The following is a 25391-nucleotide window of genomic DNA, read 5'->3' as shown; positions in this document are numbered from 1 at the left end:
GATTGTTCATTTTTATTAAACTAGTAATAGAAATAAAGAAATGAACAGGAGGAAATAATTATGACATTATTAGAAGTGAGTCATTTAAAAAAGATATATACAGGGAAGTTCTCAACACAAGAAGTTCAAGCTTTGAAAGACGTAAATTTTTCAGTAGAAAAAGGTGAATTTATCTCCATTATGGGAGAGTCAGGTTCAGGTAAAACAAGTTTATTGAATATTTTAGCAACCCTTGATACTGCAACTGATGGCGAGGTTCTGCTAGAAGGAAAAGATCTAACAGGAATTAAAGACAGTGATATTTCAAATTTCCGTAGAGATTATTTAGGCTTTGTCTTTCAAGACTTCAACTTATTGGACAACTTTTCAATCAAAGACAATATTTTACTGCCGCTAGTACTGTCAAATACACCCGTCACTGAAATGGAACATCGGTTAATGCCAATCGTCAAAAAAATGAAAATTGATGGCATAATCAATCATTTTCCTTACGAAGTTTCTGGAGGACAAAAACAACGCGCAGCTGTCGCTCGTGCTTTGATTACTAATCCGAAATTGCTTCTTGCTGATGAACCAACTGGTGCACTAGATTCAAAATCTAGCCAAAGTCTATTAGAAACTTTTGAAACCATTAATAACGCTGGTCAAACCATTATTATGGTTACGCATAGTACAAGAGCTGCTGCTTACTCGAATCGTGTCTTATTTATTCAAGATGGTGAAGTGTACCATGAAATTTATCGTGGAGAACAAACGCCAGATCAGTTCATGGACAAAATTTCTCAAGCATTAATCGTATTAGCTAATAGAGGTGAGCAACATGAATAGAAGTTTTTTTTCAAAGTTAGCTCTTCGAAATATTAAATCCAATAAGCAAATCTATCTCCCTTATATTTTTGCTTCTATTGCTACAGTAGCAATGTTTTATATGATGTTTGCTTTAATGGGTAATAAGTTTGTTCAGACAAGAAATGCGTCTTTGCCACCTATGTTTGCTGTTGGAGCAGTAGTGATTGGAGTATTTTCTTTTCTATTTATTTTATATACCAATAGTTTTCTGATTAAACGGCGGAAAAAAGAGATTGGGTTGTATGCAATACTAGGAATGAAGAAAAATCATGTTTCTAGAATACTGACGATTGAATCAATGGTTACAAGCTCTTTGAGTATCTTTCTAGGCTTGATTGTTGGACATCTACTTGGAGAACTTGTTTTTCTAGTTTTAAATTATGTTTTAAAATTCGGAGTGAAAATGTCTTTTCCTTTTACATTGAGTGCTGTAGCAATCACGATTGGATTATTTGTTCTCATCTTTTTGGTGACGTTGATTTATAATATCACTCAAGTGACCTTTTCTAATCCGATTCAATTGATCAAAGGAAAACAAACAGGAGAACGTGAACCAAAAAGCTCTATTTTTCTCTTTATCCTTTCTCTAATATTAATTGGATCAGGTTATTATCTCTCTTTAACAATTAAGGATCCAGTTGATGCAATGATTTATTTTTTACTTGCAGTCCTTTTGGTTATTGCAGGTACCTATTTCTTATTTATTTCAGGATCAATATTTGTCCTGAAAGCAATGAAGAAAAATAAAAAACTATACTATCGTCCAAGTCCTTTTATTTCAATCTCAGGTATGCTTTATCGGATGAAACAAAATGCTGCTGGATTGGCTAATATTACGATTCTAGCAACGATGGTCATTGTGGTAGTCTCAACTACATTAGCGGTCTTTATTGGAATAGAAGGAACTCTAACTAACCTTTACCCTTTTGAAAATAAGATCACTTATTTTTCAGATGTCAATAAAGAAGAAAAGTTGCAAGAGATTCAAAAAGAAACCGAAAAATTAGGATTAGAAGTAACGGGTACAGAAAGCTATACTTCTTACACCTTACCAACACAAGTAAAAGCGAATGAACTAGTTGTTGGTGATCAAGTTGATTATTCTGCAAAAAGTACTATTTATGCTATTATAATCGCACAAGAAGATTATGAAAAAATGACGAATCAATCGATTGATTTAGCACCTGATGAAATGCTCGTTTACAACTTAGAAGGGGACAAGGACTTTACTACATTGCTCATAGGAGAGACCACTTATCAGACCAAAACGATAACAAAAAGTCCTATCAAAACAAAAGGAGCCCAAGAAGTGAGTTCGCCTACGATTCTTGTAGTTGAATCAATGGAAGAACTTCAGTCTATTATGGACTATGAAGATCAGATATCAGAAAATGAATATCCTTTTACTATGGAAGCTATGATTTCATGGAATACAACTGGAACACAAGAACAGAAAAAAAGCTATTCTAATAAATTAGATGAGATATTAAATAGTAAAGACGGATCATATTATGATTCAAAAGAACTCTACAGTGATGAATTATACAATATGAACGGTGGGTTTTTATTCTTAGGTATCTTCCTTGGATTGTTGTTTGTCTTTGGAGCAGCTTTAATCACCTACTTTAAACAAGTTTCAGAAGGCTATGACGACCGAGAAAAATTCCAAATCATGCAAAAAGTGGGATTAGATAAGCAAACCATTCGTAAAACGACACGTTTGCAAATTATTTGGATGTTCCTATTGCCTTTAGTGGTTGCGGTGATTCATGTTGCCTTTGCCTTTCCAATTATTCAAAAACTGTTACTTCTTTTTAATGTAGTAGATACATCATTAGTCTTTTGGTGTTTTGCAGGGGTAATTGTTGGCTATAGTCTGATTTATGGCATCATTTACCAAGTAACGTCAAAAGTTTATTATAGTATTGTTAAATAATAGGAATAATATACCCCTTAAATTAAGGCTCTTAGTCAAATAGTGTGGCTGGTTCTAAAAAATTCTTTCGGAATAGACGGATTTGCTTGTAAGAGCCTTGGTACCGTCTTAAGCATGAACTAAACTCATCTATCCACACTAAAAAGTATAGAGCCTAAATTAAAAGCTGCTATAAGAATGTCACCATTCTTATAGCAGCTTTTTTTAGGGTGATTAATCTTTGTAAAGATCAACGAAAAAAAACAAAGATAAAACGCTTGCATTTATAAAAGAAAAAGGTTACATTGTACTTGTATATACAAGTTGCAATTATAAAATTATTTTTAGGAGGAAAGAAAATGACAGATTACAAGCAAGATGCAAAACAGCTTTTGGAAGATATCGGAGGATCTGATAATATCTCTGCAGTCAGTCACTGTGCCACTCGTATGCGTTTCGTGTTAAATGATCCTGCAAAAGCAGACAGCAAAAAAATAGAAGACATTCCAGCGGTTAAAGGTACATTTACTCAAGCCGGACAGTATCAAGTTATTATTGGTAACGATGTTGCCACCTTTTATAATGAATTCTCAAAAATTTCCGGTAAAGAAGGCGTATCAAAGGATGATGTGAAAGCTGCAAGTAAGCAAAATCAAAATCCAGTTCAACGCGCGATGTCTGTTTTAGCAGAAATCTTTACACCCATTATTCCAGCAATCGTAGTAGGGGGGCTTATTTTAGGGTTCCGTAATATTTTAGAAGCTGTTCCAATGGAGTCGCTTGGTCAATTAATGGTTGATGGCGTAGCACAAGTCAATAAAGCCGGAGAACCAATATACAATACAATCGTTAATGTCTCTCAATTTTGGAGTGGCGTGAATAGTTTCTTATGGTTAATTGGTGAAGCTATTTTCCACTTCCTACCAGTAGGAATCACGTGGAGCGTTGCTAAGAAAATGGGAACGACTCAAATTTTAGGAATTGTTTTAGGGATTACATTAGTTTCACCACAATTATTGAATGCATATGCAGTTGCCGGAACGGCAGCAGCAGAAGTTCCTGTTTGGGATTTTGGTTACTTTACAATTGATATGATTGGGTACCAAGCACAAGTTATTCCTGCTATGTTAGCTGGATTTTTACTAGCTTATTTAGAATTATGGTTACGTAAAGTTATTCCACAAGCGATTTCAATGATTTTCGTGCCATTCTTTGCTCTAGTTCCAACTGTTTTACTTGCTCATACTGTTTTGGGACCAATTGGTTGGACTATCGGTAACTGGATTTCAAGCGTTGTTTATGCAGGACTAGGAAGTTCATTTAGCTGGTTATTTGGGGCATTATTCGGCTTCTTATATGCACCATTAGTTATTACGGGATTACACCATATGACGAATGCTATCGATTTACAATTGATTGCAGATTTTGGTGGAACTAACCTGTGGCCAATGATTGCATTATCAAATATTGCTCAAGGTTCAGCGGTACTAGCGATTATTTTCTTACACCGTGGAAATGAAAAAGAAGAACAAGTTTCTATTCCAGCAGCCATTTCTTGTTATCTAGGGGTAACAGAACCGGCGATGTTCGGGATTAATATCAAATACATTTACCCATTTGTAGCAGCTATGATTGGTTCAGGTCTTGCTGGTTTAATTGCGACTATTTTCAATGTCACTGCAAATTCAATCGGTGTTGGTGGACTACCAGGTATTTTATCTATTCAAAATCAATACTGGGGTATCTTCATTATTTGTATGGTGATTGCAATAGTCGTGCCATTTGTATTAACAGTTGTATTCCGTAAATACAATATCTTGAACAAATCAGATCAAGTAGTTGTTTCTGATCCAGAATTAGGAAAATAATTTTTTAGAAAGTAGGAATAAAATGAGTACCTTTCATGAGAAAGTCGTGTATCAAATTTACCCAAAGTCTTTTAAGGATTCTAATGGAGATGGAGTAGGGGATTTAAAAGGAATCATTGAAAAAGTTCCTTATCTAGCAGAATTAGGTATCGATGTGTTGTGGATCAATCCTTTCTTCGTTTCTCCGCAAAAAGATAATGGTTATGATATCGCTAATTATGTCGAAATCGATCCATTATTTGGGACGATGGAAGATTTTGAGGAACTCATCACTGTAACCAAAGAGTATAAATTAGAAATTATGTTGGATATGGTTTTGAATCATACCTCTATTGAACACGAGTGGTTCCAACGAGCGCTTAAAGGTGAAAAGAAATACCAAGATTATTATATTTTAAGAGAACCAAAAGCTGATGGAAGTCACCCAACCAACTGGGTCTCAAAATTTGGAGGACCAGCTTGGGCGCCTTTTGGAGATACTGGAAAAGAATATTTGCATTTGTATGATGTGACGCAAGCTGATTTAGATTGGCGTAATCCAGAAGTAAGAGAAGAGCTTTTTAATGTAGTCAATTTTTGGTTAGAAAAAGGCGTAAAAGGATTCCGCTTTGATGTAATCAATGTTATTGGAAAAGATGAAGTGCTGGTAGATGCAGAAGATGGTGTTGGAAAGTCTTTATATACGGATCGCCCAATCGCACATGAATTTATTCATGAAATGAATCAAAAATCATTTGGAAGATACCCAAATATCATGACAGTTGGAGAGATGTCTTCAACGACGATTGAAAATGGGATTGCTTATTCTGATCCTGAAAAAGAAGAACTTTCAATGGTCTTTAGTTTCCATCACTTAAAAGTCGATTATTTAAATGGTGAAAAATGGAGTAAAACACCCTTTGATTTCATGGAGTTAAAAGAATTACTCAATGACTGGCAAGAAGGGATGTCTAGAGAGGATGGCTGGAATGCGTTGTTCTTGAACAACCATGATCAGCCTCGTGCAATTAGCCGATTTGGAGACCCAGTAAATCATTTTGAAGCATCTGCTAAGCTGTTGGCTCAGACGATTCATTTGTTGCGTGGGACGCCTTATGTTTTCCAAGGTGAAGAAATTGGGATGACAAATCCAGATTTCCAAGAAATAACAGATTACGTTGATATAGAAACGCATAATGCTTACAAAGAGTTGCAAGAAAAAGATTTGCCATATGAAGAAATTATGGAAATCATTAAAAGCAAATCGCGTGATACCAGTCGAACACCAATGCAATGGACAAACGAAAAAAATGCGGGTTTTTCTACAGGCACGCCATGGATTCAGTTAGCTGAAAATTATCATGAAATTAATGTAGCGAAAGAAAGAAAAGAAGGAACAATCTTTAACTTTTATAAAAAATTGATTCAATTAAGAAAAGATATGCCAATCATTTCTGAAGGGAATTACCGCGGAATCATGATGGAACATCCAAGTGTATACAGTTATGTAAGAGAGTATCAAGGAGAACAATTACTCGTTCTCAATCATTTCTATGCAGAAACTGTAACTATTGAGATTCCGGAAGAATTTTTAACTAGACCAAGTCATTATCTGATTGGTAATGGAAAAGAAAGAGCCCTAACAGCTAGTTTAGAATTAGGACCTTATGAAACAATTGCTTTTCAACTGAAAGCAGAATAAACAAAAAAAGAAGCTGATGAGAATCAGCTTCTTTTTTTGTGTGCGCCCGGCATGGGTGATAACTTGGTGGTGAAAGTCCACTACAGGCTTGGCAGTAGGAACTGTTAGTGAATGGCAAGGGTGTCCACTGTGAAGTGGAATCTGAAGGAAGCCGGACGCAAACACTCGCACTGACGAACAGAAATCTCATATAAGGCTGGCTGGAGAGGGACGAGCTTGCACAACAAAGTAAAGTCCAATACTGCACGAATCTCCTACAGTAAATGAGGCAGTGACATGAGTGGAAGGTTATCATTCTTACCCGGGGAGGTCTCACTAGCGAGTAAATTCGTAGTAACAACGAATAGTGAGAAGTCAGCAGACGCCATAGTAGGAGAACGTTGTTCTCTGAAGGGCTGAACAATAATAATCTTGGAAAACAGGGAGGTGAATACGTCACCGATATCGCAGAAAACATCAAGGTAAAGACCAAGAGATGGCTACCTACAGAGGGATAAGTTGGAAACGAAAGAGTATGTAGGAGTGCGTAGGGACGTAGCATGGATATGGAAAAACAAGATGGTATCACACTTATCGAGAAAGTTATCGATAAAGATAATTTAGAAAGAGCGATGATTAAAGTTCGTAAGAACAAAGGAGCTCCAGGTGTAGATGGTCTAACAGTCTATGAACTGGAAGGTCACATGAAGAGATATTATCCTCACCTTATAAGGAAATTGAGAGACGGTTCTTACCAACCACAACCTGTACGCAGAGTTGCCATACCAAAATCAGATGGAACCAAAAGATTACTAGGGATTCCTTCTGCATTGGATAGAGTGGTACAACAAGCTATTCTTCAGGTGATCGATCCAATTATCGACCCTCAATTATCCGATAATAGTTATGGTTTTAGAAAGGGAAGAAATGCCCATCAGGCTATTCAAAAAGCTGAACAATACTATGAAGAAGGTTATCGAGTAGTAGTGGACTGTGATTTAAAAAGCTATTTCGATACGATACACCATCAGAAATTGCGGGCAAATCTAGAATGGTTTATCCAAGATAAAATAGTTCTAAAGCTGATATGGAAATTCCTAAAGTCAGGTATTTTAGACAAGGATATCTTTATTGAGACAGATACAGGTGCTCCTCAAGGAGGCCCACTCTCTCCATTACTAGCAAATGTCTATTTGAATCAATTGGATAGGGAACTTGAAAAAAGAGGTCATGCTTTTATTCGTTATGCGGATGATTTTGTCATTTACGTTAAAAGTAAGCGTGCAGGTGAACGAGTAATGGAAAGTGTTACTCAATTTATTGAAAAAGACTTGCGACTTACAGTAAACCAAAAGAAAAGCAGTATCACTACCCCGACTAAAGCAACATTCCTTGGTTTTTATATTATGAATCATATGGGAAAGTTGGATGCCGACCCAGTAAGTCGGCAAAACAACGATTCCGAAACAAACTAAAACATCTCACAAGTCGAAAACGGCCAGGGACATTTAAAGAAATCATAATACAACTAAACCAAGTAACCGTTGGATGGATAAACTACTATAAAATCTCTTTCATGAAATCCTTCTTAGAAGAAACTCAGCACTGGTTGTATCATCGTTTAAGACAATTGATATGGAAACGATGGAAAAAGGTGTCGACTAAATATAAACAACTGAGAAGATTAGGGATAGACCATGATAATGCACTGAAAACAGCAGCCAGCCGTAAAGGGTATTGGCGTATTTCACGAAGTGAAGTTCTGCATCGCTCGATAACAAATAAAAGACTCATACAGTGGGGATTAAAAGATTTAATCCTACTATATGAGCGAAAGTGATACTTAAATTATTGAACCGCCGTGTACGGAACCGTACGCACGGTGGTGTGAGAGGTCGGTAGATAAATTAATTATCTACCTCCTACTCGATTTATAATGAATTTCGACGTCTGGCAAAGTCAACAAAGCGAAAACGATCAAGACGATGACGAGATTCGGTGTGCTGAAAGAGCGTTGTATCCTCTAAGTAAACATCGCTTCTTACGACGACAACATGGGTATCTTCTTGCAGATCCATCAAACGCTTATCTTCTTCAGTAATAGGATCGACCGTTATTTCTTTTTGAGCATAACCGATAGATAAACCCAACGTTTGTTCAATATAATGGTACAACGAATCTTCAGCTGCTTCATTTGAAATACTTGGAACAATAGAAGTTAATAAATAATCCTTATCAATGATGACTACTTCTCCATGTACTTTTCGCAATCGTTCAAGATATAAAACTGAAGTGCCAACAGGGAGTTTTAAATGATTAGCTAAATCTTCTGTAGTAGACTGCAAACCATTGTGGACAACGATGGTTTGGCTATTCATATTCTGTGCATCTTGCAGCTCTTTATAACTTGTCAATCCTGAAACTGGAAAATCAAAGCGCTTGATATCTAAAACAACAGAACCTTTACCTTGTATCTTTTGAATATAGCCTTTTTCTAAAAGTAAGTTCAAAGCTTTTCGGATTGTTTCACGGGAAACATTGTATGTTTTTACCAGTTCATTTTCGCTAGGTAAAAGATCTCCAGAAATAAACCGTTGATTTAAAATAGCTGCTTCAAGATCTAAAAAAATTTCGTTAAACTTGCTCATATTTATTCCTCACATTTCCTATCCTTATCGTACATTTTAACATAATTCAATTAGGAAAACTTGCAAATAAAGTAAATATAAGTTGTTTTTAAACCAATTTGGTGTATTGTGGAAGATAAAAAATAAATAGGAGAAACGGGAGGCATTTGATGGATTTGAACATTTCAGCATTGGAAAAAAGAATCAATGTAGCAGCCAAAAAAATACTAGCAGATGTAGTCGTTAAAAATGGAACAATCGTAAATGTCTTTACGGGAGAATTAATGAGTGGAGACATCGCAATCACAGAAGGTCAGATTGTCGGGATTGGCTCATATGACGGAGTTAAAATTATTGATGCTCAAAATAAAATTATTGTGCCTGGTTTTATTGACGGACATGTCCACATTGAAAGTTCGCTGTTAACACCAAAGGAATTTTCAAAAGTCGTATTGCAACATGGTGTGACTAGTGTTATCACAGATCCACATGAAATTGCTAATGTAGCTGGAGTGGATGGCCTTCAATTTATGTTGGATGAAGCAAAAAAAATGCCAATGGATATTTATGTTATGTTGTCATCTTGTGTTCCTGCAACAGCATTTGAAAATAATGGCGCAGTATTAAATGCTGAGCACCTTAAACCGTTCTTATCTGAACCTGAAGTGTTGGGTTTAGCAGAAGTGATGGATTTTATGGCTGTTAAAAATGGTGAAAGCACGATGCTGGAAAAACTTGCAATGGTTCAAGCAGCAAATGGGTTAATTGATGGACATGCTGCTGGTTTGACAAGAGAAGAGTTAAATATTTATTTAGCAGCAGGTATTCGAACAGACCATGAAAGCATCAGCGCCAAAGAAGCAAAAGACCGTTTAGATTTGGGTATGTACTTGATGATTCGAGAAGGTACAGTGGCTAAAGATTTAACGGCCTTATTGCCAGCTGTAACGGAAAAAAATGCTAGAAGGTGTTTATTCGTAACAGATGATAAATTAATTGATGACTTAGTGAGAGAAGGCAGTATCGATCATATTGTAAGGTCAGCCATTAAAAAAGGATTATACCCTATAACAGCTATACAAATGGGAACTTTAAATCCAGCTGAATGTTTTGGTCTTAAACACCTAGGGGCAATTGCTCCAGGTTTCCAAGCTGATTTTTTGATTCTAGATGATTTAGCAACGGTTGCTATTCATCAAGTGTATAAAAAAGGTGTATGCATTTCAGATAAAGGAAAATTAAATCAGTCATTATTTGAAACAAACGTGAGTAAAAATCTTAAAGGTACTGAATTAGCAAAAATAACTACCCAAGAACTAACAACAGAAGCACTAGCAATCGCTTTAACTAATTCTTTATGTAACGTTATCGGAATCATTCCGAATAGCTTAGTTACGGATCATTTAACAGAAAACGTAACTGTTGAAGAAGGGGTTTTTGTACCTTCCACTCAAAATGATCAGTTAAAAATGGTCGTTATCGAACGACACAAAGGTATGGATCATATTGGATTAGGGATTGTAAAAGGTTTTCGTTTGAAAAAGGGAGCAATTGCTACAACTGTGGCTCATGATTCACATAATATAGTGGCAGTAGGCACCTCAGATCAAGAGATATTAACAGCTGTTAAACAAGTAATCAAAACGAATGGTGGATTAGCGGTTGTCAATGGAAAACAAGTCTTAGCTTCATTAGCGTTGCCAGTAGGCGGATTGATGACGGAGGTTGGATATATGGAAGCAAATCAAACCTTAAAAGAATTAAATGAAGCCGTCAAAACAATTGGAGAAGCGGTAAGTTTCAATCCATTTTTGACCTTATCATTTTTGACGCTTCCAGTCATTCCAAAATTAAAACTAACGGACTTAGGATTATTTGATTTCAAAAAGGCTTCTCACATACCGATTCAAGTTACCCAAGACGAACTAAAAAAACCACTTAAGAGATTATAATCTCTTAAGTGGTTTTTATTAACTATTCGAATCGGGGGAAATGAATAAGTTAGGTTGAAATTCAAATGTATTAATTTAAAATTTGAACGTCCATTGTTTGTCTACCAAAATTCATAGCTTGGTTTAAATCAGTGATGTGTACATCAATACGGTTGCCGTTAATAGCACTACCAGTGTCTCCAGCAATAAAAGTACCGTATCCTGGAACATAAACAGTTGAACCTAAAGGAATAACGCTTGGATCAACAGCAATAACATTTGGATTTTCATTCAAATTGATTCCAGTTGCCGTAGTATCACTTAATTCTGGTTGATTTGTTGAGTAAGCTGTTGCTTCAACAGTAACAGTTTTACCAGATTGTGCAGCTGGTGTTTCAGCTTGCGGTGTTTCAGTAGCTGTAGGTTCAGTAACAACAGGTTGTTCTTCAACAACAGCAGGTTCTTCAGCTGGAACTTCTTCAACAGCAGGTTCAACTTCTACTACTTCTTCAGGTTTACTAACATCATAACTTTTAGTATCTTCAGTTGTTTCGATAGTCACAGTTGAGTGGTCAGCAGATAAAGAAATGGTATTGCCACTATAAATAGTATTGGCGTTATTGATATCATTTACATCTACTAAAGCATCAATAGATAAGTCAGTTGCTAAAGCTACAGATGATAATGTATCGCCCCATTGAATCGTATATTCTGTGCTGCCATCTTCAGTATTTGTAATGTCTTGCTTAATTTCGTTTACAGTACGAGCTTCCCAAGTACTTGTAGTATATTCAGCAGCTGAAGCTTCTGCTGGATTTGAAAAAGCCATAACCCCTGTTAAAGCTAAAGTTGCACTTGCGATAAAGAATTTTGATTTAAAGTTTTTCATTTTTTTTGATCTCCTTTTAGTATGTCTAGAATAGTGTTCCGCCTACAAGTTAAGGTAAGAGAAGTTGACTGTGGTTTCTGAGCGACAATGTTAAATATGAGCTTTAAGCTCTATAAAATGAAGGTGTCTTTCCTTCAACAAATGCTATCCTACCACGGTAAAAAAAAAAGGAAAGTACTTTAGACCATTCGTCATGGTTTCTTATTGATTCTGTATTAATTGAAGAGTTTCATTACTAAAAGAATACAAACTAAGGTGTTCAGTGTAAAATATGACTTAATTTGTAATTTTACTGCACAGAATGTAGGCTGGAAATCAAAAAGTAATCTTTTACTTTAGGTTCGTTTTTGTTAATGGTAAAATGCTTAAAACAGCGAAAATACAGTAATTGGAGGGGTGAGATGCAAATAGAGCATTACGATAAAATCAATGCCATTAAATGGATTGGAATTATTACAATGACGATTGATCACGTAGGTTATTACTTGTTTCCTCATCTTATCTGGTTGCGGATTATAGGAAGAATAGCATTTCCTTGCTTTCTTTACACAACAATTCAAGCTACTGAACAGACAAGAAATTTCAAAAGGTATCTTTTTCAATTAATAGGCGCGGGTATAGTGACTATCCCTATCAGCCTCTATTCTGGAACGATTTTTAATGTATTGTTTACATTAGCTCTAGTGGCTATTTCTGTTAAAGATAAACGTTTTTTTGTATTAGCATTAGTATTGAGTTATTTTTGTGAATACGGCATCTATGGTTTTTTATTAGGCTGGGCAATTTACTGTATGGTATCCATTCATAAAGTTCTGGGAGTGCTCTTATTTTTGGGTCTCCAGTTTTTTGCAGGCTCCTCAGTCCAAATTTTTGCTTGTTTAGCCATTTTTCTACTATTAATAGATACATATAGTCCTACTAAAAAAATGCCTAAAATTATTGGCTACATCTATTACCCGCTACATCAATTGATATTATTAGTTATTCGCTTTAATTTATAATGAAGGAGTGAAATCATGAAGGAACAACAAATGTGGCGCGAATTTATTTCAGCCCATCCAGAATATCAAAATAAAACATATCAAGCTTGGAGCTATGGAGTCGAACCAGATGAATTAGCACGGTTAACGATTGAAAATATTAAAACAGCTACAGCTTCTGCTTTTGAAGAGTATGCCTTGGAAAATGAAGCTCTACCCGAAGAAGGCGAATTAAACATTATTCTAGATGCGAATGAAGAAGCGGTATGCATCACAAAAACAATTAAAGTGACGGTTATTCCTTTTATAGAGGTATCTAATGAACATGCTTATAAAGAAGGGGAAGGAGATCGGTCATTGCACTACTGGAGAGCCGTTCACAAAGATTTTTTTAACCAATCTTACACAAAAAAAGGCTTAACTTTTCATGAACACATCCCGGTAGTTTGTGAAGAATTTGAAGTTATTTATAAATAAAACTAACGATGAAATTAGTGGTATACTAAAAAGGAAATGGTCGTCAATAAAACAAATATTCGAAGTTGACTAATTGAATCAAGTTGAGAGGATGTGTTGGTATGATTATTAGAGAACGTGAAGCTGAGTTTGTCATGATTGAACAAAAAAATCATGCAGAGTTTGCAGGAGATGTTATAGCTCAATGGAAAACTACTTTATTCCAAGGGGAGCAGTTAAGAAAGTCAGTTGAGTATGCTGTTCGCATGCACGATTATGGTTGGGAGAAGCTAGATAAAAGCCCTTTTTGGAATGATAAAAAGCAAGTTCCGTTCTCTCTTTTTGATTTTCCTAAAGCTCCAAAAACTATTTTCTATACGTATGGGATTGATGAAGTTGAAAAAGTTGATACTTATGCAGCGTTGCTTTGTAGTAGACATTACATTCAGTTCTTTTTAAAAGACACATCAATAGAATCACAGGATTTTCTCAAACAAGAAGAGGTAAGAAAAAAACGGATCATTGCTGATTTGGACGAATTTAATGAACAACTATTTGAATTTCACTATGCCTTGTTGGCACTTGGAGATACCTTATCTGTATTCGCTTGTGTGAATGAACCTGGTGCTACAGAAGAAACCAGTCACCCATTCTTCAAAAAAGGCCTTTCGCTATCGACAAAACTTGGATTAACAGAAACAACTATGATGCCAAGCTGGATTGATGAGCATACAATTGCATTGGATGTCTTTCCTTTTGAAAAAACAATCAACAGTAAACTAATCCAAAAAGTTGTTTCAAAAAAAGCTATTCAAGAAAAAGGACTCCTAGATAGTTACAACGAAGCTGAATATGAAGAAATAAGTATCAGTATTAAAGCAAAATAATGGTGAGTCAACTGCGCTGAATTTTTATAAAATAAAATCAGCTGATGTTGTTGACAAATAGTTAGAGAACTTGTATAGTCTTAACGGAACAACAAAATTATGAATGAAACCACTAAAAATTAAATAATCTTATCTGAATGATAAAAGTAGTCAAAGTGCTTTCCATTCCTTTTGCAAACAGCTTAAGGGTGGAGTGGGCACTTTTTTCGTGCAAAAAAATAGAAGGAGTGAGCGAGAGTGACATTAGAATTTGAAACCATTGCGGCTATTTCGACGCCTCCAGGTGAAGGTGCAATAGGAATCGTAAGATTGAGCGGAGACCAAGCGATTGAGATTGCAGATCGCGTCTATAGATCTGGTTCAAAAGCACTGGCTGAACAAAAGAGTCATACTATTCACTATGGCCATATTGAAAATCCTAAAACAAATGAAACAATTGATGAAGTGATGGTATCTGTTATGCGTGAGCCCAAAACGTTCACTAGAGAAGATGTCGTTGAAATCAATTGTCATGGTGGTATTACTTCGGTCAATCAAGTCTTGCAATGTGTTTTACAAAATGGCGCTCGCTTAGCTGAACCCGGTGAATTTACAAAACGGGCTTTCTTGAATGGGCGAATTGATTTATCTCAAGCAGAAGCCGTAATGGATTTGATACGTGCTAAAACAGATAGAGCTATGCATGTGGCATTAAAACAATTAGATGGAAATTTATCTCATTTAATTCGTAACTTGCGTATGGATATACTAGATACATTAGCTCAAGTTGAAGTAAATATTGATTACCCTGAATACGATGATGTCGAAGAAATGACATCAAAATTGTTAATTGAAAAGGCTAAGTTAGTTAAAGCTTCGATTCAGCAATTGCTAGCAACTGCTAGTCAAGGGAAGATTTTAAGAGAAGGACTCGCAACAGCAATCATTGGCCGCCCAAATGTTGGGAAATCGAGCTTGCTGAATTACCTATTAGATGAAGAGAAAGCTATCGTTACAGATATTGCTGGTACTACACGAGATGTTATTGAAGAATACATCAGCGTCAGAGGAGTGCCACTAAAATTGATCGATACGGCAGGTATTCGCGAAACAGAAGATATTATTGAACGTATTGGCGTAGAACGAAGCCGCCAAGCGTTAAGTGATGCTGATTTAGTTTTGTTAGTATTTAATCAAAGTGAACCTTTAACAATAGAAGATAAAGCTTTAATTGAAGCAACCAATCAACACCGTCGCATTGTGATTTTAAACAAAATGGATCTACCAAATAAATTAGATTTAGCTGAACTGGAAACACTCGTAGAGCCAGAAAGTATTGTGAAAACATCTATTTTGTCTAAGTCTGGAATTGACGTTTTAGAAAAAAACATAGCAAATCTTTTTTTCACTGGTCAAACAGGCGAACGAGATGCTACTTATGTATCTAATGTACGTCATATTGCATTATTGAACGATGCCGAAGAAGCATTAGATGAAGTAATCAGCGGAGTAGAAATGGGCATGCCAGTTGATTTGATTCAAATAGATATGACACGTTGTTGGGATCTATTAGGTGAAATTACAGGAGACAGTGTCCAAGATGAACTGTTGACCCAACTATTCAGCCAATTCTGCCTAGGAAAATAGATAGGATTTGTAGCATACCGCTTAAACTTGACAGAATTACGTTTTTTTCGAGAGCCTGTCGAACGCAGCTCAACTAGAAGGATGCAAAACTTCCTATTTAGACATACAGTACAACTAATAAAAAAATTGCTATTTATATAGAAAAACTAAATACAGAAAAGAAGGGACTGTTTAAATGAATCATTATGAAGCTGGAAATTTTGACGTAATCGTGGTGGGTGCAGGACATGCTGGATCAGAAGCCGCATTAGCAGCAGCGCGAATGGGAAGCCAAACGCTTTTGATCACCATCAACCTAGATATGGTTGCTTTTATGCCTTGTAATCCATCAATTGGAGGACCGGCTAAAGGAGTTGTCGTTCGAGAAATTGATGCTCTTGGCGGTGAAATGGGTCGTAATATCGACAAAACTTATATCCAAATGAGAATGCTGAATACCGGAAAGGGACCAGCAGTTCGAGCTCTACGCGCACAATCGGATAAATTTATGTATGCAAACGAAATGAAAAAAACAATTGAAGAAACTGAAAACCTAGTTTTAAGACAAGGAATCGCTGACGAACTGATTATCGAAGACGGTATATGCAAAGGAATTATCACGAATACTGGTGCAATTTATCGTTCTAAAGCTGTTATTTTAACAGCAGGTACATCTTCACGTGGCCAAATCATTATCGGTGAATTGAAATATTCTTCTGGTCCAAATAATTCACAACCGTCGATTAAACTATCTGAAAGTTTATTAGAAAACGGATTTGAATTAAATCGTTTTAAAACTGGTACTCCACCTAGAGTTAAGTCCTCAACAATTGACTACAGCGTGACAGAAGAACAACCTGGGGATGAAAAACCAAACCACTTTAGTTATGAAACGCCAAACAGTGCGTATTTAAAAGACCAATTATCATGTTGGTTAACTTATACAAATGAAGCTACTCATCAAAAAATTCAAGACAACTTGCATCGCGCACCAATGTTTACAGGAATTGTTGAAGGTGTAGGTGCTCGTTACTGCCCATCAATCGAAGATAAAGTGGTTCGTTTTAGTGACAAACCAAGACATCAATTGTTTTTAGAACCTGAAGGACGCAATACGGAAGAAGTTTATGTGCAAGGATTGTCGACATCTCTTCCAGAAGATGTTCAACAAGATATCATCCATTCAATTGAAGGATTAGAAAACGCAGAAATGATGCGAACAGGTTATGCAATTGAATACGATGTGGTTACCCCTCATCAATTGCGCCCATCCTTAGAAACTAAAATAGTAGAAAATTTATTTACTGCTGGTCAAATGAACGGAACTTCTGGCTATGAAGAAGCAGCAGGACAAGGAATTATGGCTGGTATCAATGCAGCCCTTAAAGTCCAAGGAAAAGAACCTTTCGTGATGAAACGTAGTGAAGGCTATATTGGCGTTATGATTGATGATTTGGTAACAAAAGGTACAAATGAACCGTACCGTTTGTTGACATCTCGTGCAGAATACCGTTTATTATTACGCCATGATAATGCTGATTTTAGATTAACTGAAATTGGTCATGAAATCGGATTGGTAACCAAAGAACGTTATGATACCTTTGTAGCGAAAAAAGCTCAATTTGAAGGAGAAATAGAACGTTTAGGTTCAATTCGTTTGAAACCGACTACTGAAATCCAATCTTATTTGATTGAAAATAATCAAGCACCGCTAAAAGATGGTATTCTAGCGAAGGACTTCTTGCGTCGTCCAGAAGTTTCTTATCAAGATCTTTTAGCATTTGTACCTCGTGACTATGAACTTCCATTGGCTGTTGAAGAGCAGGTAGAAATTCAAGTGAAATACGAAGGATACATTGCTAAAGCTGCTCAAAAAGTGGATAAGTTAAAACGGATGGAAAATAAACGCATACCTGAAAATATTGATTATGCTTCTATTAATGGTATCGCTACTGAAGCAAAGGAAAAGTTGATTAAAATTCAACCTGAAACCATTGCTCAGGCTAGCCGTATCAGTGGTGTTAACCCAGCTGATATTTCAATTTTGATGGTTTATGTAGAACAAGGTAAGATTGCTAAAGTTCACGTATAATATAAAAGTAAAAAAAGAGTTGAGGATTCCTCAACTCTTTTTTTTAACGCTAAAAACTGCTTTACTTTAATAACGATAGTAGCTTATACTAACAGTAGACGCACCAATAAATAAAGGTTTCTTAGCTCAGTTGGGAGAGCACTACCTCGACAAGGTAGGGGTCGCTGGTTCGAGCCCAGTAGGGACCATCAAAAAAAGAGAGAAAAATCCGTAAAGGATTTTTCTCTCTTTTTACTTGTCATTGAGTTGATTATTTAAGATGCGAATTTAGTAGTCCATCAGATTACTCTACTACTAAAGCCATATCTCCTTTACGCAACCAACTAGCTTTTTCTAATAGTTTATTAACGACTACAGTAATAGCAATAGGTACTAAACAAGCAGTAACGATATAAACAGCAAATGATCCTGCTCCTTGAGAGACGAAAATATTTAGTGGAGAAATTAATGAACAAAAACCTAGTCCGCCCAAAGCACTGGGAGCTGTAAAACCAAGAGCAACAGTTGAAATGGGTGCAGCAATTGCAGCAGCAACAGTTGGTCCAATTAAAATCCGAGGATTTTTAACGATATTTGGCAGTTGAACTTTAGGTGTGCAAACAAATTGGGCTAAAAATCCACCAAGATTATTTTGACGAATAGAGACAAATGAAAATGCGATATACATACTCGTTGTTCCTACTAGCATAGCAGCACTTGAAACAGGATCTAGATTCAATGCGATTGCAATAGCGGCCGAAGAAGCAGGAGACATTAACACCAGTCCCCCAACAACTGAGATAACTGCTGCGCCAATAACAGGCGAACCAGCAACTGAGGCAGAAATAACAGCACTCACCGTACTCAAAAATGGAGCAATAACGAGATTTAAGTAATAGCCAGCTAAGCCACCGGCTAAAATTGCTGCAATAGGGATAGCCATCATATCTAATGGTGTTTTACCTGAAACACGTTTTCCAACAAAAGTGGCGATTGTAGCGGCAATCAAACAGCCAATCGGTTCACCAGTTGCAATAGTGATCATTCCGTCTGCTGTTGTTTGAATAGCACCGGCGCCGATTGCTCCAGCAGCCATCGCACTAAAAATGGTCAACGTATTTCCACCTAACATAACTGCGATACCAGCTCCAATAGCAGGAGCCATCAGCATTTTTACAGCTGTTCCAATAATAACTAAGATACTAAGACCGGTCATATTTCCAATTGTTTCTAATAATAGCCCAACTCCGATTGTTACAAAAATAGCATTCGCGATTCCTGATGATGCTTTGTACATACGATCTGTTAGATAAGTTTTCATTTTTAATCGCCTCCGTATTTTTGTGTAATAGTGATGCAACACTTTTTATAGCGTAAGATTTTTCAAATAAAAAGAGGCAAGCCTTTGTATAAAGGCTTGCCTCATCTATACGATGATTGAGCCCAAGTACGCAAACGAGGACTCAACTAAATGAATAGTTCGAATCCTAGGCTAAATTAATAAGTTAATAATGACTAAAGATACGTTCAATTGAGAACGTGAATTAACAGCTTCAGTTGTTGTTTTCATATTGAACATCTCCTTTTCACTAATTGTTGTCTGACTATTTCCAATATTCTAACAAGATGATACGAGGTTGTCAACCTTTTTTATCATTATTTTTTAATCTTTCTTAATTAAATCTCATTTTAAAAATAGTTTTTAGTAAATACAATCTTTTTAGATAGTGTAAAAAATGCCTCAAAGCATTGCACTTCTAGTGGATTTGTTATACAGTTAAAAAAGACGGATTTGTGAAACAAAGAAGTGTTTCACGATAGTAAAAAGGAGTTGAGTTAATGAATCCAGAAGAGTTTAAAAATGCCCTTGAGGACAAGGGAATAACGGTTACTGAGAAGCAAATGAAACAATTTGATCAATACCTTAAACTATTACAAGAGTGGAATGAAAAAATCAATTTAACTGCAATCACCGAGAAAGAAGAAGTCTATTTAAAACACTTTTATGATTCGATTACTGCGGGTTTATATGTGAATTTTAATAACGGGGTCCAAAGCCTATGTGATGTAGGTGCAGGTGCTGGGTTTCCAAGCATCCCCCTAAAAATTATTTTTCCACAATTAGAAGTAACTATAGTAGATTCATTAAATAAGAGAATTCAATTTTTAACATTATTAGCTAAAACGTTAGAGTTAGACGGTGTTCATTTCTACCATGACCGAGCTGAAACTTTTGGACAAAACAAACAATTCCGCGAATCATTTGATTTTGTAACAGCTAGAGCTGTTGCTCGTATGAGTGTTTTAGCAGAATTATGTTTACCATTGGTTAAAAAAGATGGACTTTTTATTGCTTTAAAAGCAAGCAATACCCAAGAAGAAATGGATGAGGGTAAAAAAGCGATTGCTACACTTGGTGGTAAATTTCGTGAAGAGTTTGTTTTTGAGCTCCCACACGAAGCTGGAGAACGTCATATTGTTTTGATTGATAAAAAGAAAGAAACACCAAAGAAATTTCCAAGAAAACCGGGAACACCAAATAAGAATCCATTATAGTAGAAACCGGCACTTATCAGATTGTTTCTATTCGGATTCAACTACTCAATGAGAACCTTTTTTGATATAATATAGTCAAAGAACATAAAGGACTGAGGGAGAGAAAAAGAATGGCGCTGTCTGATTTATTTGGTTCAGGAAAATCTAAAAAGAAAAATGAAGAGGAGCTTCTGTTAACGGAATTAAAAAGCCCAAAGCAGGTGCAACAAATTGCAGTCCAACAGATTGTTCCAAATCGTTTTCAACCAAGAAAAGTATTTAACGAAGAAAAATTAGATGAGTTAGCCCGTACGATCCATATCCATGGATTGATTCAACCTATTATTCTCAGAAAATATGAAGAAGATAAATATGAGATTATTGCGGGAGAACGTCGCTTTCGTGCTATGCAGCTTTTAGAATGGCAAGAAGTACCAGCCATCGTTCAAGAGATGACCGATAATGAAACAGCTTCTGTGGCATTAATTGAAAATTTACAAAGAGAAGAATTGACAGCTATTGAGGAAGCCGAAGCTTATCAAGGTTTAATGGCTTTAAATGAGTTGACGCAAGAAGCATTAGCGCAACGTATTGGAAAAAGCCAATCTTTTATAGCCAACAAATTACGGTTGTTAAAATTAGCAGAGCCTATAAAACAAGCGTTGTTGAATAGGGAAGTTACAGAAAGACATGGTCGTAGTCTATTAGCGTTATCTGCTGAAGAACAAAATGAGTTATTAACGCTGATACGTGAAAAGAAATTAACGGTTAAAGAAACAGAACGCTTAGTAAAGCTAAAACAAGTTGAGAAAGATAAAGCTTCTGATCAGCCAAAAAAACGAATAAAAAGAATATCTAAAGATTTTCGATTAGCTTTAAATACGATTCATAAATCAATTGATCTAATTAAAGAAACCGGGATGACCTTAGAAGCAAAAGAAGAAGAGTTAGAAGACGTTTACCGCATTACAATAGAAATTAAGAAAGATAAATAAATAAAGAGCGATAAATGAAACATTCATTTTGAACAAATGCGTAGGAGAAAAAATACGCATAGTGTAGTTTTTCTCCTATTTTTGTGTGGCGTCGGTAAAAAAACGTCAAGAAAATTAGTACAGGATACTAAAGACAGATGGAGGAAAAAGGATGGCACGAATTATATCAGTCGCAAATCAAAAAGGCGGAGTTGGAAAGACAACTACGACAGTCAACTTAGGTGCTTGTTTAGCTTATTTTGGAAAGAAAATTTTATTGGTTGATATTGATGCACAAGGAAATGCAACAAGTGGTTTAGGCGTACGAAAGTCAGATGTTGAAAAAGATATTTACGATATTTTAGTCAACGAAACCCTTGTTACGGAAGTTGTGTTGCCTTCTTCAAGAGAAAACTTGTGGGTCGTTCCAGCAACTATCCAATTAGCAGGTGCAGAAATCGAATTAACGTCGCAAATGGCTAGAGAGTCTAGGCTAAAACAAGCTCTAGAAAAAGTAAGAGATGACTATGATTATATTTTGATTGACTGCCCGCCATCATTAGGTCATTTAACAATCAATGCTTTTACTGCGAGTGACTCTATTTTAATTCCAGTTCAATGTGAGTATTACGCTTTAGAAGGATTGAGCCAATTATTGAATACTGTACGCTTGGTTCAAAAACACTTTAATCCTGAATTGAAAATTGAAGGTGTCTTACTTACAATGTTAGATGCACGAACAAATTTAGGCTATGAAGTCGTTGATGAAGTAAAAAAATACTTCCGTGAAAGAGTTTATAAGACCATCATTCCACGGAATATTCGATTGTCTGAAGCACCAAGTCATGGATTATCTATTATTGATTACGATGCACGTTCTAGAGGAGCAGAGGTTTATCTTGAATTAGCAAAGGAAGTGCTGGCAAATGGCTAACAAAAATAGCAAAGGGTTAGGAAGAGGAATCGATGCTCTTTTTGGAGACTATGCTGAATTGTCTAACATTGATGCTGCGAATGAACAAGTTCAACAAATACCATTAACGGATATTAGACCCAATCCTTATCAACCGAGAAAAACGTTTGATGAGACGGCCTTAAATGAATTGGCAGAATCCATTAGAATATCAGGTGTTTTTCAACCAATTATTCTTCGTGAGTCAAAAGTTAAAGGCTATGAAATTATAGCTGGAGAACGCCGTTTTAGAGCGTCCAAAATAGCCGAAAAAGAAACGATACCTGCTATTATTCGTGAATTTGATGAAGAAAAAATGATGGAAGTCGCTGTTTTAGAAAATCTGCAAAGGGAAGATTTAACCTCTCTTGAAGAAGCAGAAGCTTATGAAATGATGATGAAAAAACTAAAGCTGACGCAAGAAGAAGTCGCTACACGTTTAGGAAAAAGCCGACCGTACATCGCCAATTATTTGCGTTTGTTGGGATTACCGGATGCCGTTAAGGAAATGCTTCAAAAAGAAGATATTTCAATGGGGCAAGCAAGAACGTTGTTGGGATTAAAAGAAAAAAAACAAATCACGAAATTAGCTAAACGAGTGGTTCGAGATCATTTGACCGTTCGCCAATTAGAACAATTAGTCAATAAAATGAACCAGCCTAAAGATGAAGCAGAACAACCAACAAAAAATGATAAAAAGCCTTATTATATTCGTGAGAGTGAAGAACGACTGATGGATAAATTTGGTACAAGTGTGTCTATCAATGAAAAGAATCAAAAAGGGAAAATTGAAATTGAGTACCTTTCTACAGATGACTTAACGCGCATTTTAGACATTCTGAACATTCAATTTGATGATGAATAAACGCTTATAGGGAGATTGACGATGGAAAAAAATTACGATTTGAATGATATTGTTGAAATGAAAAAACCTCATCCTTGTGGGGCAAACCGTTGGCAAATCATTAGAATGGGTATGGATATACGAATCAAGTGTACGCAATGCGACCATATGGTCATGATGCCAAGAAGAGATTTTGAAAAGAAAATGAAAAAAGTTTTAGAAACAGCGGAAAAGAACGACTAAAACGAAACTATTAAACAAGAAAGAGTGAATTTAAAAATGCCATTAACAGCCGGAATCGTAGGTTTACCAAACGTAGGAAAATCAACTTTATTTAACGCCATTACAAAAGCAGGAGCAGAAGCTGCCAATTACCCTTTTGCAACAATTGATCCAAACGTGGGAGTCGTAGAAGTTCCTGATTACCGTTTAACACGTTTAACAGAGCTAGTTTCCCCAAAGAAAACTGTGCCAACTACTTTTGAATTTACAGATATTGCTGGAATCGTAAAAGGAGCAAGTAAAGGTGAGGGTCTTGGAAACAAGTTCTTGGCTAATATTCGTCAAGTAGACGCAATTTGTCATGTAGTGCGTTGTTTTGAAGATGACAATATTATTCACGTGGAAGGAAAAGTTGACCCAATCTCAGATATCGAAACAATCAATTTGGAATTGGTTTTGGCTGATTTAGAGTCAGTTGAAAAACGCTATACGCGGGTAGCAAAAGTTGCACGAACAAAAGATAAAGAAGCTGTTGCTGAATTAGCTGTTTTAGATAAGATTAAACCGGTTCTAGAAGAAGGCAAATCAGCACGTTCAATCGAATTTACTGAAGATGAAGAAAAAGTTGTTAAAAGCTTATTCTTATTAACAACAAAACCAGTTTTGTATGTTGCAAATGTTTCTGAAGATCAAGTAGCAGATACTGAAAATGATGAACTTGTTAATCAAGTACGCCGATTCGCAGCAGCAGAAAATGCAGAAGTAAATGTTATTTGTGCGCGAATTGAAGAAGAAATCGCAGAACTTGAAGATGAAGAAAAAGAATTATTTTTAGAAGAATTAGGTATCGAAGAATCTGGTTTAGATAAATTAATTCGTTCCGCATACAATCTTTTAGGATTGGGCACTTATTTCACAGCTGGTGTTCAAGAAGTTCGTGCATGGACCTTTAGACAAGGCATGAAGGCTCCTCAAACAGCCGGAATTATCCATAGTGATTTTGAACGAGGATTTATTCGTGCAGAAACAATTTCTTATGAAGACTTTGATAAATATGAGAGCGAACAAGCTGCAAAAGAAGCTGGACGTATGCGTTCTGAAGGAAAAGAGTACGTTGTTAAAGATGGAGACATCCTTTTATTCAGATTTAATGTATAAATAAAATTGATTAAAACAGTTTAGTAAGGCCTAGAAAGGGGCAATTGATCCGTGGAAGAAACACAAGTAAGTTCAACACAAATAAAAAAAGAAGAAAACAGCGTATTGTTTCAAAAATTAACTAAAAAAAATGAACAATATATGCTGAGCTTGAATAAAACATTAATTGAAAAAAACATGTCTGAAACTAAAAAAGAGGATATCTTTAATGAGATGCTTAAAAAATTAGTTGAACGCCAAAAAACTGGAGAAACAGCTCGTCAGTTATATGGTACAGTCACTGAATGTGCGAATCAATTAATCGATCAGCCTGAAAAAGTTCAAACAGGTCCTTCTGAAAATTGGAAAATTGCTTTAGATGGCGGTTTGATGATTGGTGGATTGTTCTCTTTGATAACAGGACTTTCTGGTTTATTTAGTAATGTAGAAGAAACGGCATCTGCTCTTGGAATAATAACGACTCTATTGAACTTTATTGTAGGAGGATTAGTGATTCTTTGGATATCAAAAAACATGCCGGACAGAAAAAACCCGAAAAAAGGTGGAATGTTCCGCTATATTCTCGTTTCAACGATAGGAATGTTATCTTTGATGGTGGTTATGACAGGTTCGATGATGGTCATTCCATCTGCGGTTAATGTACCAATAAATGCTATCGGCAATATAGTGGTAGGTGTTTTAGCCTTTGTTGCAAAATACTTTGCTAAACGAAAATTAAATATTCGCGGCGGATTATTTTAAAAAATAATCAAGCAAAAAATGAAAGATCTGTTCACCTAAAGTTATTTTGGTTGAACAGATTTTTTTCTCATTTATTCTTCATGATAGAGCGCTTTAAATGAGGGTGGCTAAGGTAAAAAAGAAGTTTAATGGTCAATTTAAGCTTCTGCTATTGACTATCCACAGTATCTCTGTTAGTTTTGTAGATAAAATTATTGAACAAATCGATTGATTGCGATTAATCAAAA

The 25391-nt window shown here is 35.9% G+C and carries 22 protein-coding genes and 1 tRNA gene; 20 read left to right on the top strand and 3 right to left on the bottom strand.

The genetic code is table 11. The features are described from left to right. Positions 1 to 60: 60 nt before the first annotated feature. The 6 genes from BP18_RS10815 (at position 61) to BP18_RS12480 (ending at position 8132) form a co-directional block, all read left to right on the top strand. Entirely contained in the window at positions 61 to 828 is a 768-nt protein-coding gene (locus tag BP18_RS10815; protein ID WP_029276544.1) for an ABC transporter ATP-binding protein, read from the top strand. Next, positions 821 to 2785 carry an ABC transporter permease gene (locus BP18_RS10810; RefSeq protein ID WP_029276543.1) on the top strand — a complete coding sequence of 655 codons (1965 nt, stop codon included), beginning with the start codon at positions 821 to 823 and terminating at the stop codon, positions 2783 to 2785. The genes BP18_RS10815 and BP18_RS10810 overlap by 8 nt, the downstream gene beginning before the upstream one ends. A 338-nt stretch (positions 2786 to 3123) precedes the next feature. Then, complete coding sequence (gene treP / locus BP18_RS10805; protein WP_029278296.1) at positions 3124 to 4632, top strand: PTS system trehalose-specific EIIBC component; 1509 nt, start codon at positions 3124 to 3126, stop codon at positions 4630 to 4632. 22 nt (positions 4633 to 4654) lie between these two features. Beyond that, positions 4655 to 6313, top strand: coding sequence for an alpha,alpha-phosphotrehalase (treC, locus tag BP18_RS10800; protein ID WP_035050622.1), 1659 nt, complete (start codon positions 4655 to 4657; stop codon positions 6311 to 6313). Positions 6314 to 6852: 539 nt separating this feature from the next. Next, a complete protein-coding gene (gene ltrA / locus BP18_RS10795; protein ID WP_231549464.1) occupies positions 6853 to 7767 on the top strand; it encodes a group II intron reverse transcriptase/maturase in 915 nt (304 codons plus the stop codon). Further along, positions 7680 to 8132, top strand: a complete 453-nt coding sequence (locus tag BP18_RS12480; protein WP_155860445.1) for a group II intron maturase-specific domain-containing protein — start codon at positions 7680 to 7682, stop codon at positions 8130 to 8132. The genes ltrA and BP18_RS12480 overlap by 88 nt, the downstream gene beginning before the upstream one ends. A gap of 91 nt (positions 8133 to 8223) precedes the next feature. Here the strand turns inward: BP18_RS12480 and treR are convergent, their stop codons facing one another. Beyond that, a complete protein-coding gene (gene treR, locus BP18_RS10790) occupies positions 8224 to 8940 on the bottom strand; it encodes a trehalose operon repressor (protein ID WP_029278292.1) in 717 nt (238 codons plus the stop codon). Between the two features lie 149 nt (positions 8941 to 9089). On the opposite strand from treR, the gene ade reads away from it, so the two are divergent. Continuing rightward, the gene (gene ade, locus BP18_RS10785; RefSeq protein ID WP_007725495.1) at positions 9090 to 10871 is read left to right on the top strand and encodes an adenine deaminase; all 1782 of its coding nucleotides are present in this window, start codon (positions 9090 to 9092) and stop codon (positions 10869 to 10871) included. A 70-nt stretch (positions 10872 to 10941) separates the two neighbouring features. On the opposite strand, the gene BP18_RS10780 is transcribed toward ade, so the two are convergent. Further along, entirely contained in the window at positions 10942 to 11739 is a 798-nt protein-coding gene (locus BP18_RS10780) for a 3D domain-containing protein (protein ID WP_007725494.1), read from the bottom strand. Positions 11740 to 12140: 401 nt separating this feature from the next. Between BP18_RS10780 and BP18_RS12360 the strand changes: the two genes are divergently transcribed. The 6 genes from BP18_RS12360 (at position 12141) to BP18_RS10750 (ending at position 17947) form a co-directional block, all read left to right on the top strand. Continuing rightward, positions 12141 to 12740: a TraX family protein gene (locus tag BP18_RS12360; protein WP_051669181.1), complete on the top strand. Its 600-nt coding sequence runs from the start codon at positions 12141 to 12143 to the stop codon at positions 12738 to 12740. A 15-nt stretch (positions 12741 to 12755) separates the two neighbouring features. Next, positions 12756 to 13196, top strand: coding sequence for an ASCH domain-containing protein (locus BP18_RS10770; RefSeq protein WP_007725851.1), 441 nt, complete (start codon positions 12756 to 12758; stop codon positions 13194 to 13196). 101 nt (positions 13197 to 13297) lie between these two features. Then, positions 13298 to 14062: a DUF3891 family protein gene (locus BP18_RS10765; RefSeq protein ID WP_007725850.1), complete on the top strand. Its 765-nt coding sequence runs from the start codon at positions 13298 to 13300 to the stop codon at positions 14060 to 14062. Positions 14063 to 14299: 237 nt separating this feature from the next. Beyond that, positions 14300 to 15688 (top strand): tRNA uridine-5-carboxymethylaminomethyl(34) synthesis GTPase MnmE, encoded by a 1389-nt coding sequence (gene mnmE / locus BP18_RS10760; protein WP_007725849.1) that lies wholly within the window; start codon positions 14300 to 14302, stop codon positions 15686 to 15688. Positions 15689 to 15863: 175 nt separating this feature from the next. Beyond that, positions 15864 to 17759: a tRNA uridine-5-carboxymethylaminomethyl(34) synthesis enzyme MnmG gene (gene mnmG, locus BP18_RS10755; RefSeq protein WP_029275985.1), complete on the top strand. Its 1896-nt coding sequence runs from the start codon at positions 15864 to 15866 to the stop codon at positions 17757 to 17759. Positions 17760 to 17874: 115 nt separating this feature from the next. Beyond that, a tRNA-Val gene (locus BP18_RS10750) sits at positions 17875 to 17947 on the top strand. Positions 17948 to 18042: 95 nt separating this feature from the next. Here BP18_RS10750 and BP18_RS10745 read toward each other — a convergent pair. Beyond that, positions 18043 to 19059, bottom strand: a complete 1017-nt coding sequence (locus tag BP18_RS10745; RefSeq protein ID WP_007725846.1) for a PTS transporter subunit IIC — start codon at positions 19057 to 19059, stop codon at positions 18043 to 18045. A gap of 518 nt (positions 19060 to 19577) precedes the next feature. Between BP18_RS10745 and rsmG the strand changes: the two genes are divergently transcribed. The 7 genes from rsmG to BP18_RS10710 all read left to right on the top strand — a co-directional run bounded on the left by rsmG (position 19578) and on the right by BP18_RS10710 (position 25164). Then, on the top strand, positions 19578 to 20294 hold the full coding sequence (gene rsmG, locus BP18_RS10740; protein WP_007724678.1) for a 16S rRNA (guanine(527)-N(7))-methyltransferase RsmG: 717 nt from the start codon (positions 19578 to 19580) through the stop codon (positions 20292 to 20294). 110 nt (positions 20295 to 20404) lie between these two features. Continuing rightward, positions 20405 to 21268 (top strand): nucleoid occlusion protein, encoded by an 864-nt coding sequence (noc, locus tag BP18_RS10735; RefSeq protein ID WP_007724677.1) that lies wholly within the window; start codon positions 20405 to 20407, stop codon positions 21266 to 21268. A 151-nt stretch (positions 21269 to 21419) separates the two neighbouring features. Further along, positions 21420 to 22181: a ParA family protein gene (locus BP18_RS10730; protein ID WP_007724676.1), complete on the top strand. Its 762-nt coding sequence runs from the start codon at positions 21420 to 21422 to the stop codon at positions 22179 to 22181. Continuing rightward, positions 22174 to 23064, top strand: coding sequence for a ParB/RepB/Spo0J family partition protein (locus BP18_RS10725; RefSeq protein WP_007724674.1), 891 nt, complete (start codon positions 22174 to 22176; stop codon positions 23062 to 23064). The genes BP18_RS10730 and BP18_RS10725 overlap by 8 nt, the downstream gene beginning before the upstream one ends. Positions 23065 to 23085: 21 nt before the next feature. Continuing rightward, on the top strand, positions 23086 to 23286 hold the full coding sequence (locus tag BP18_RS10720) for a DUF951 domain-containing protein (protein WP_007724672.1): 201 nt from the start codon (positions 23086 to 23088) through the stop codon (positions 23284 to 23286). Positions 23287 to 23322: 36 nt separating this feature from the next. Continuing rightward, complete coding sequence (gene ychF / locus BP18_RS10715) at positions 23323 to 24423, top strand: redox-regulated ATPase YchF (protein WP_035050619.1); 1101 nt, start codon at positions 23323 to 23325, stop codon at positions 24421 to 24423. 51 nt (positions 24424 to 24474) lie between these two features. Beyond that, the gene (locus BP18_RS10710) at positions 24475 to 25164 is read left to right on the top strand and encodes a DUF1129 domain-containing protein (protein ID WP_007724668.1); all 690 of its coding nucleotides are present in this window, start codon (positions 24475 to 24477) and stop codon (positions 25162 to 25164) included. Positions 25165 to 25391: the final 227 nt, after the last annotated feature.

Source organism: Carnobacterium jeotgali MS3 (genome assembly GCF_000745125.1).
Classification (GTDB): domain Bacteria; phylum Bacillota; class Bacilli; order Lactobacillales; family Carnobacteriaceae; genus Carnobacterium_B; species Carnobacterium_B jeotgali.
This window is presented reverse-complemented; position numbering and strand designations above follow the sequence as displayed.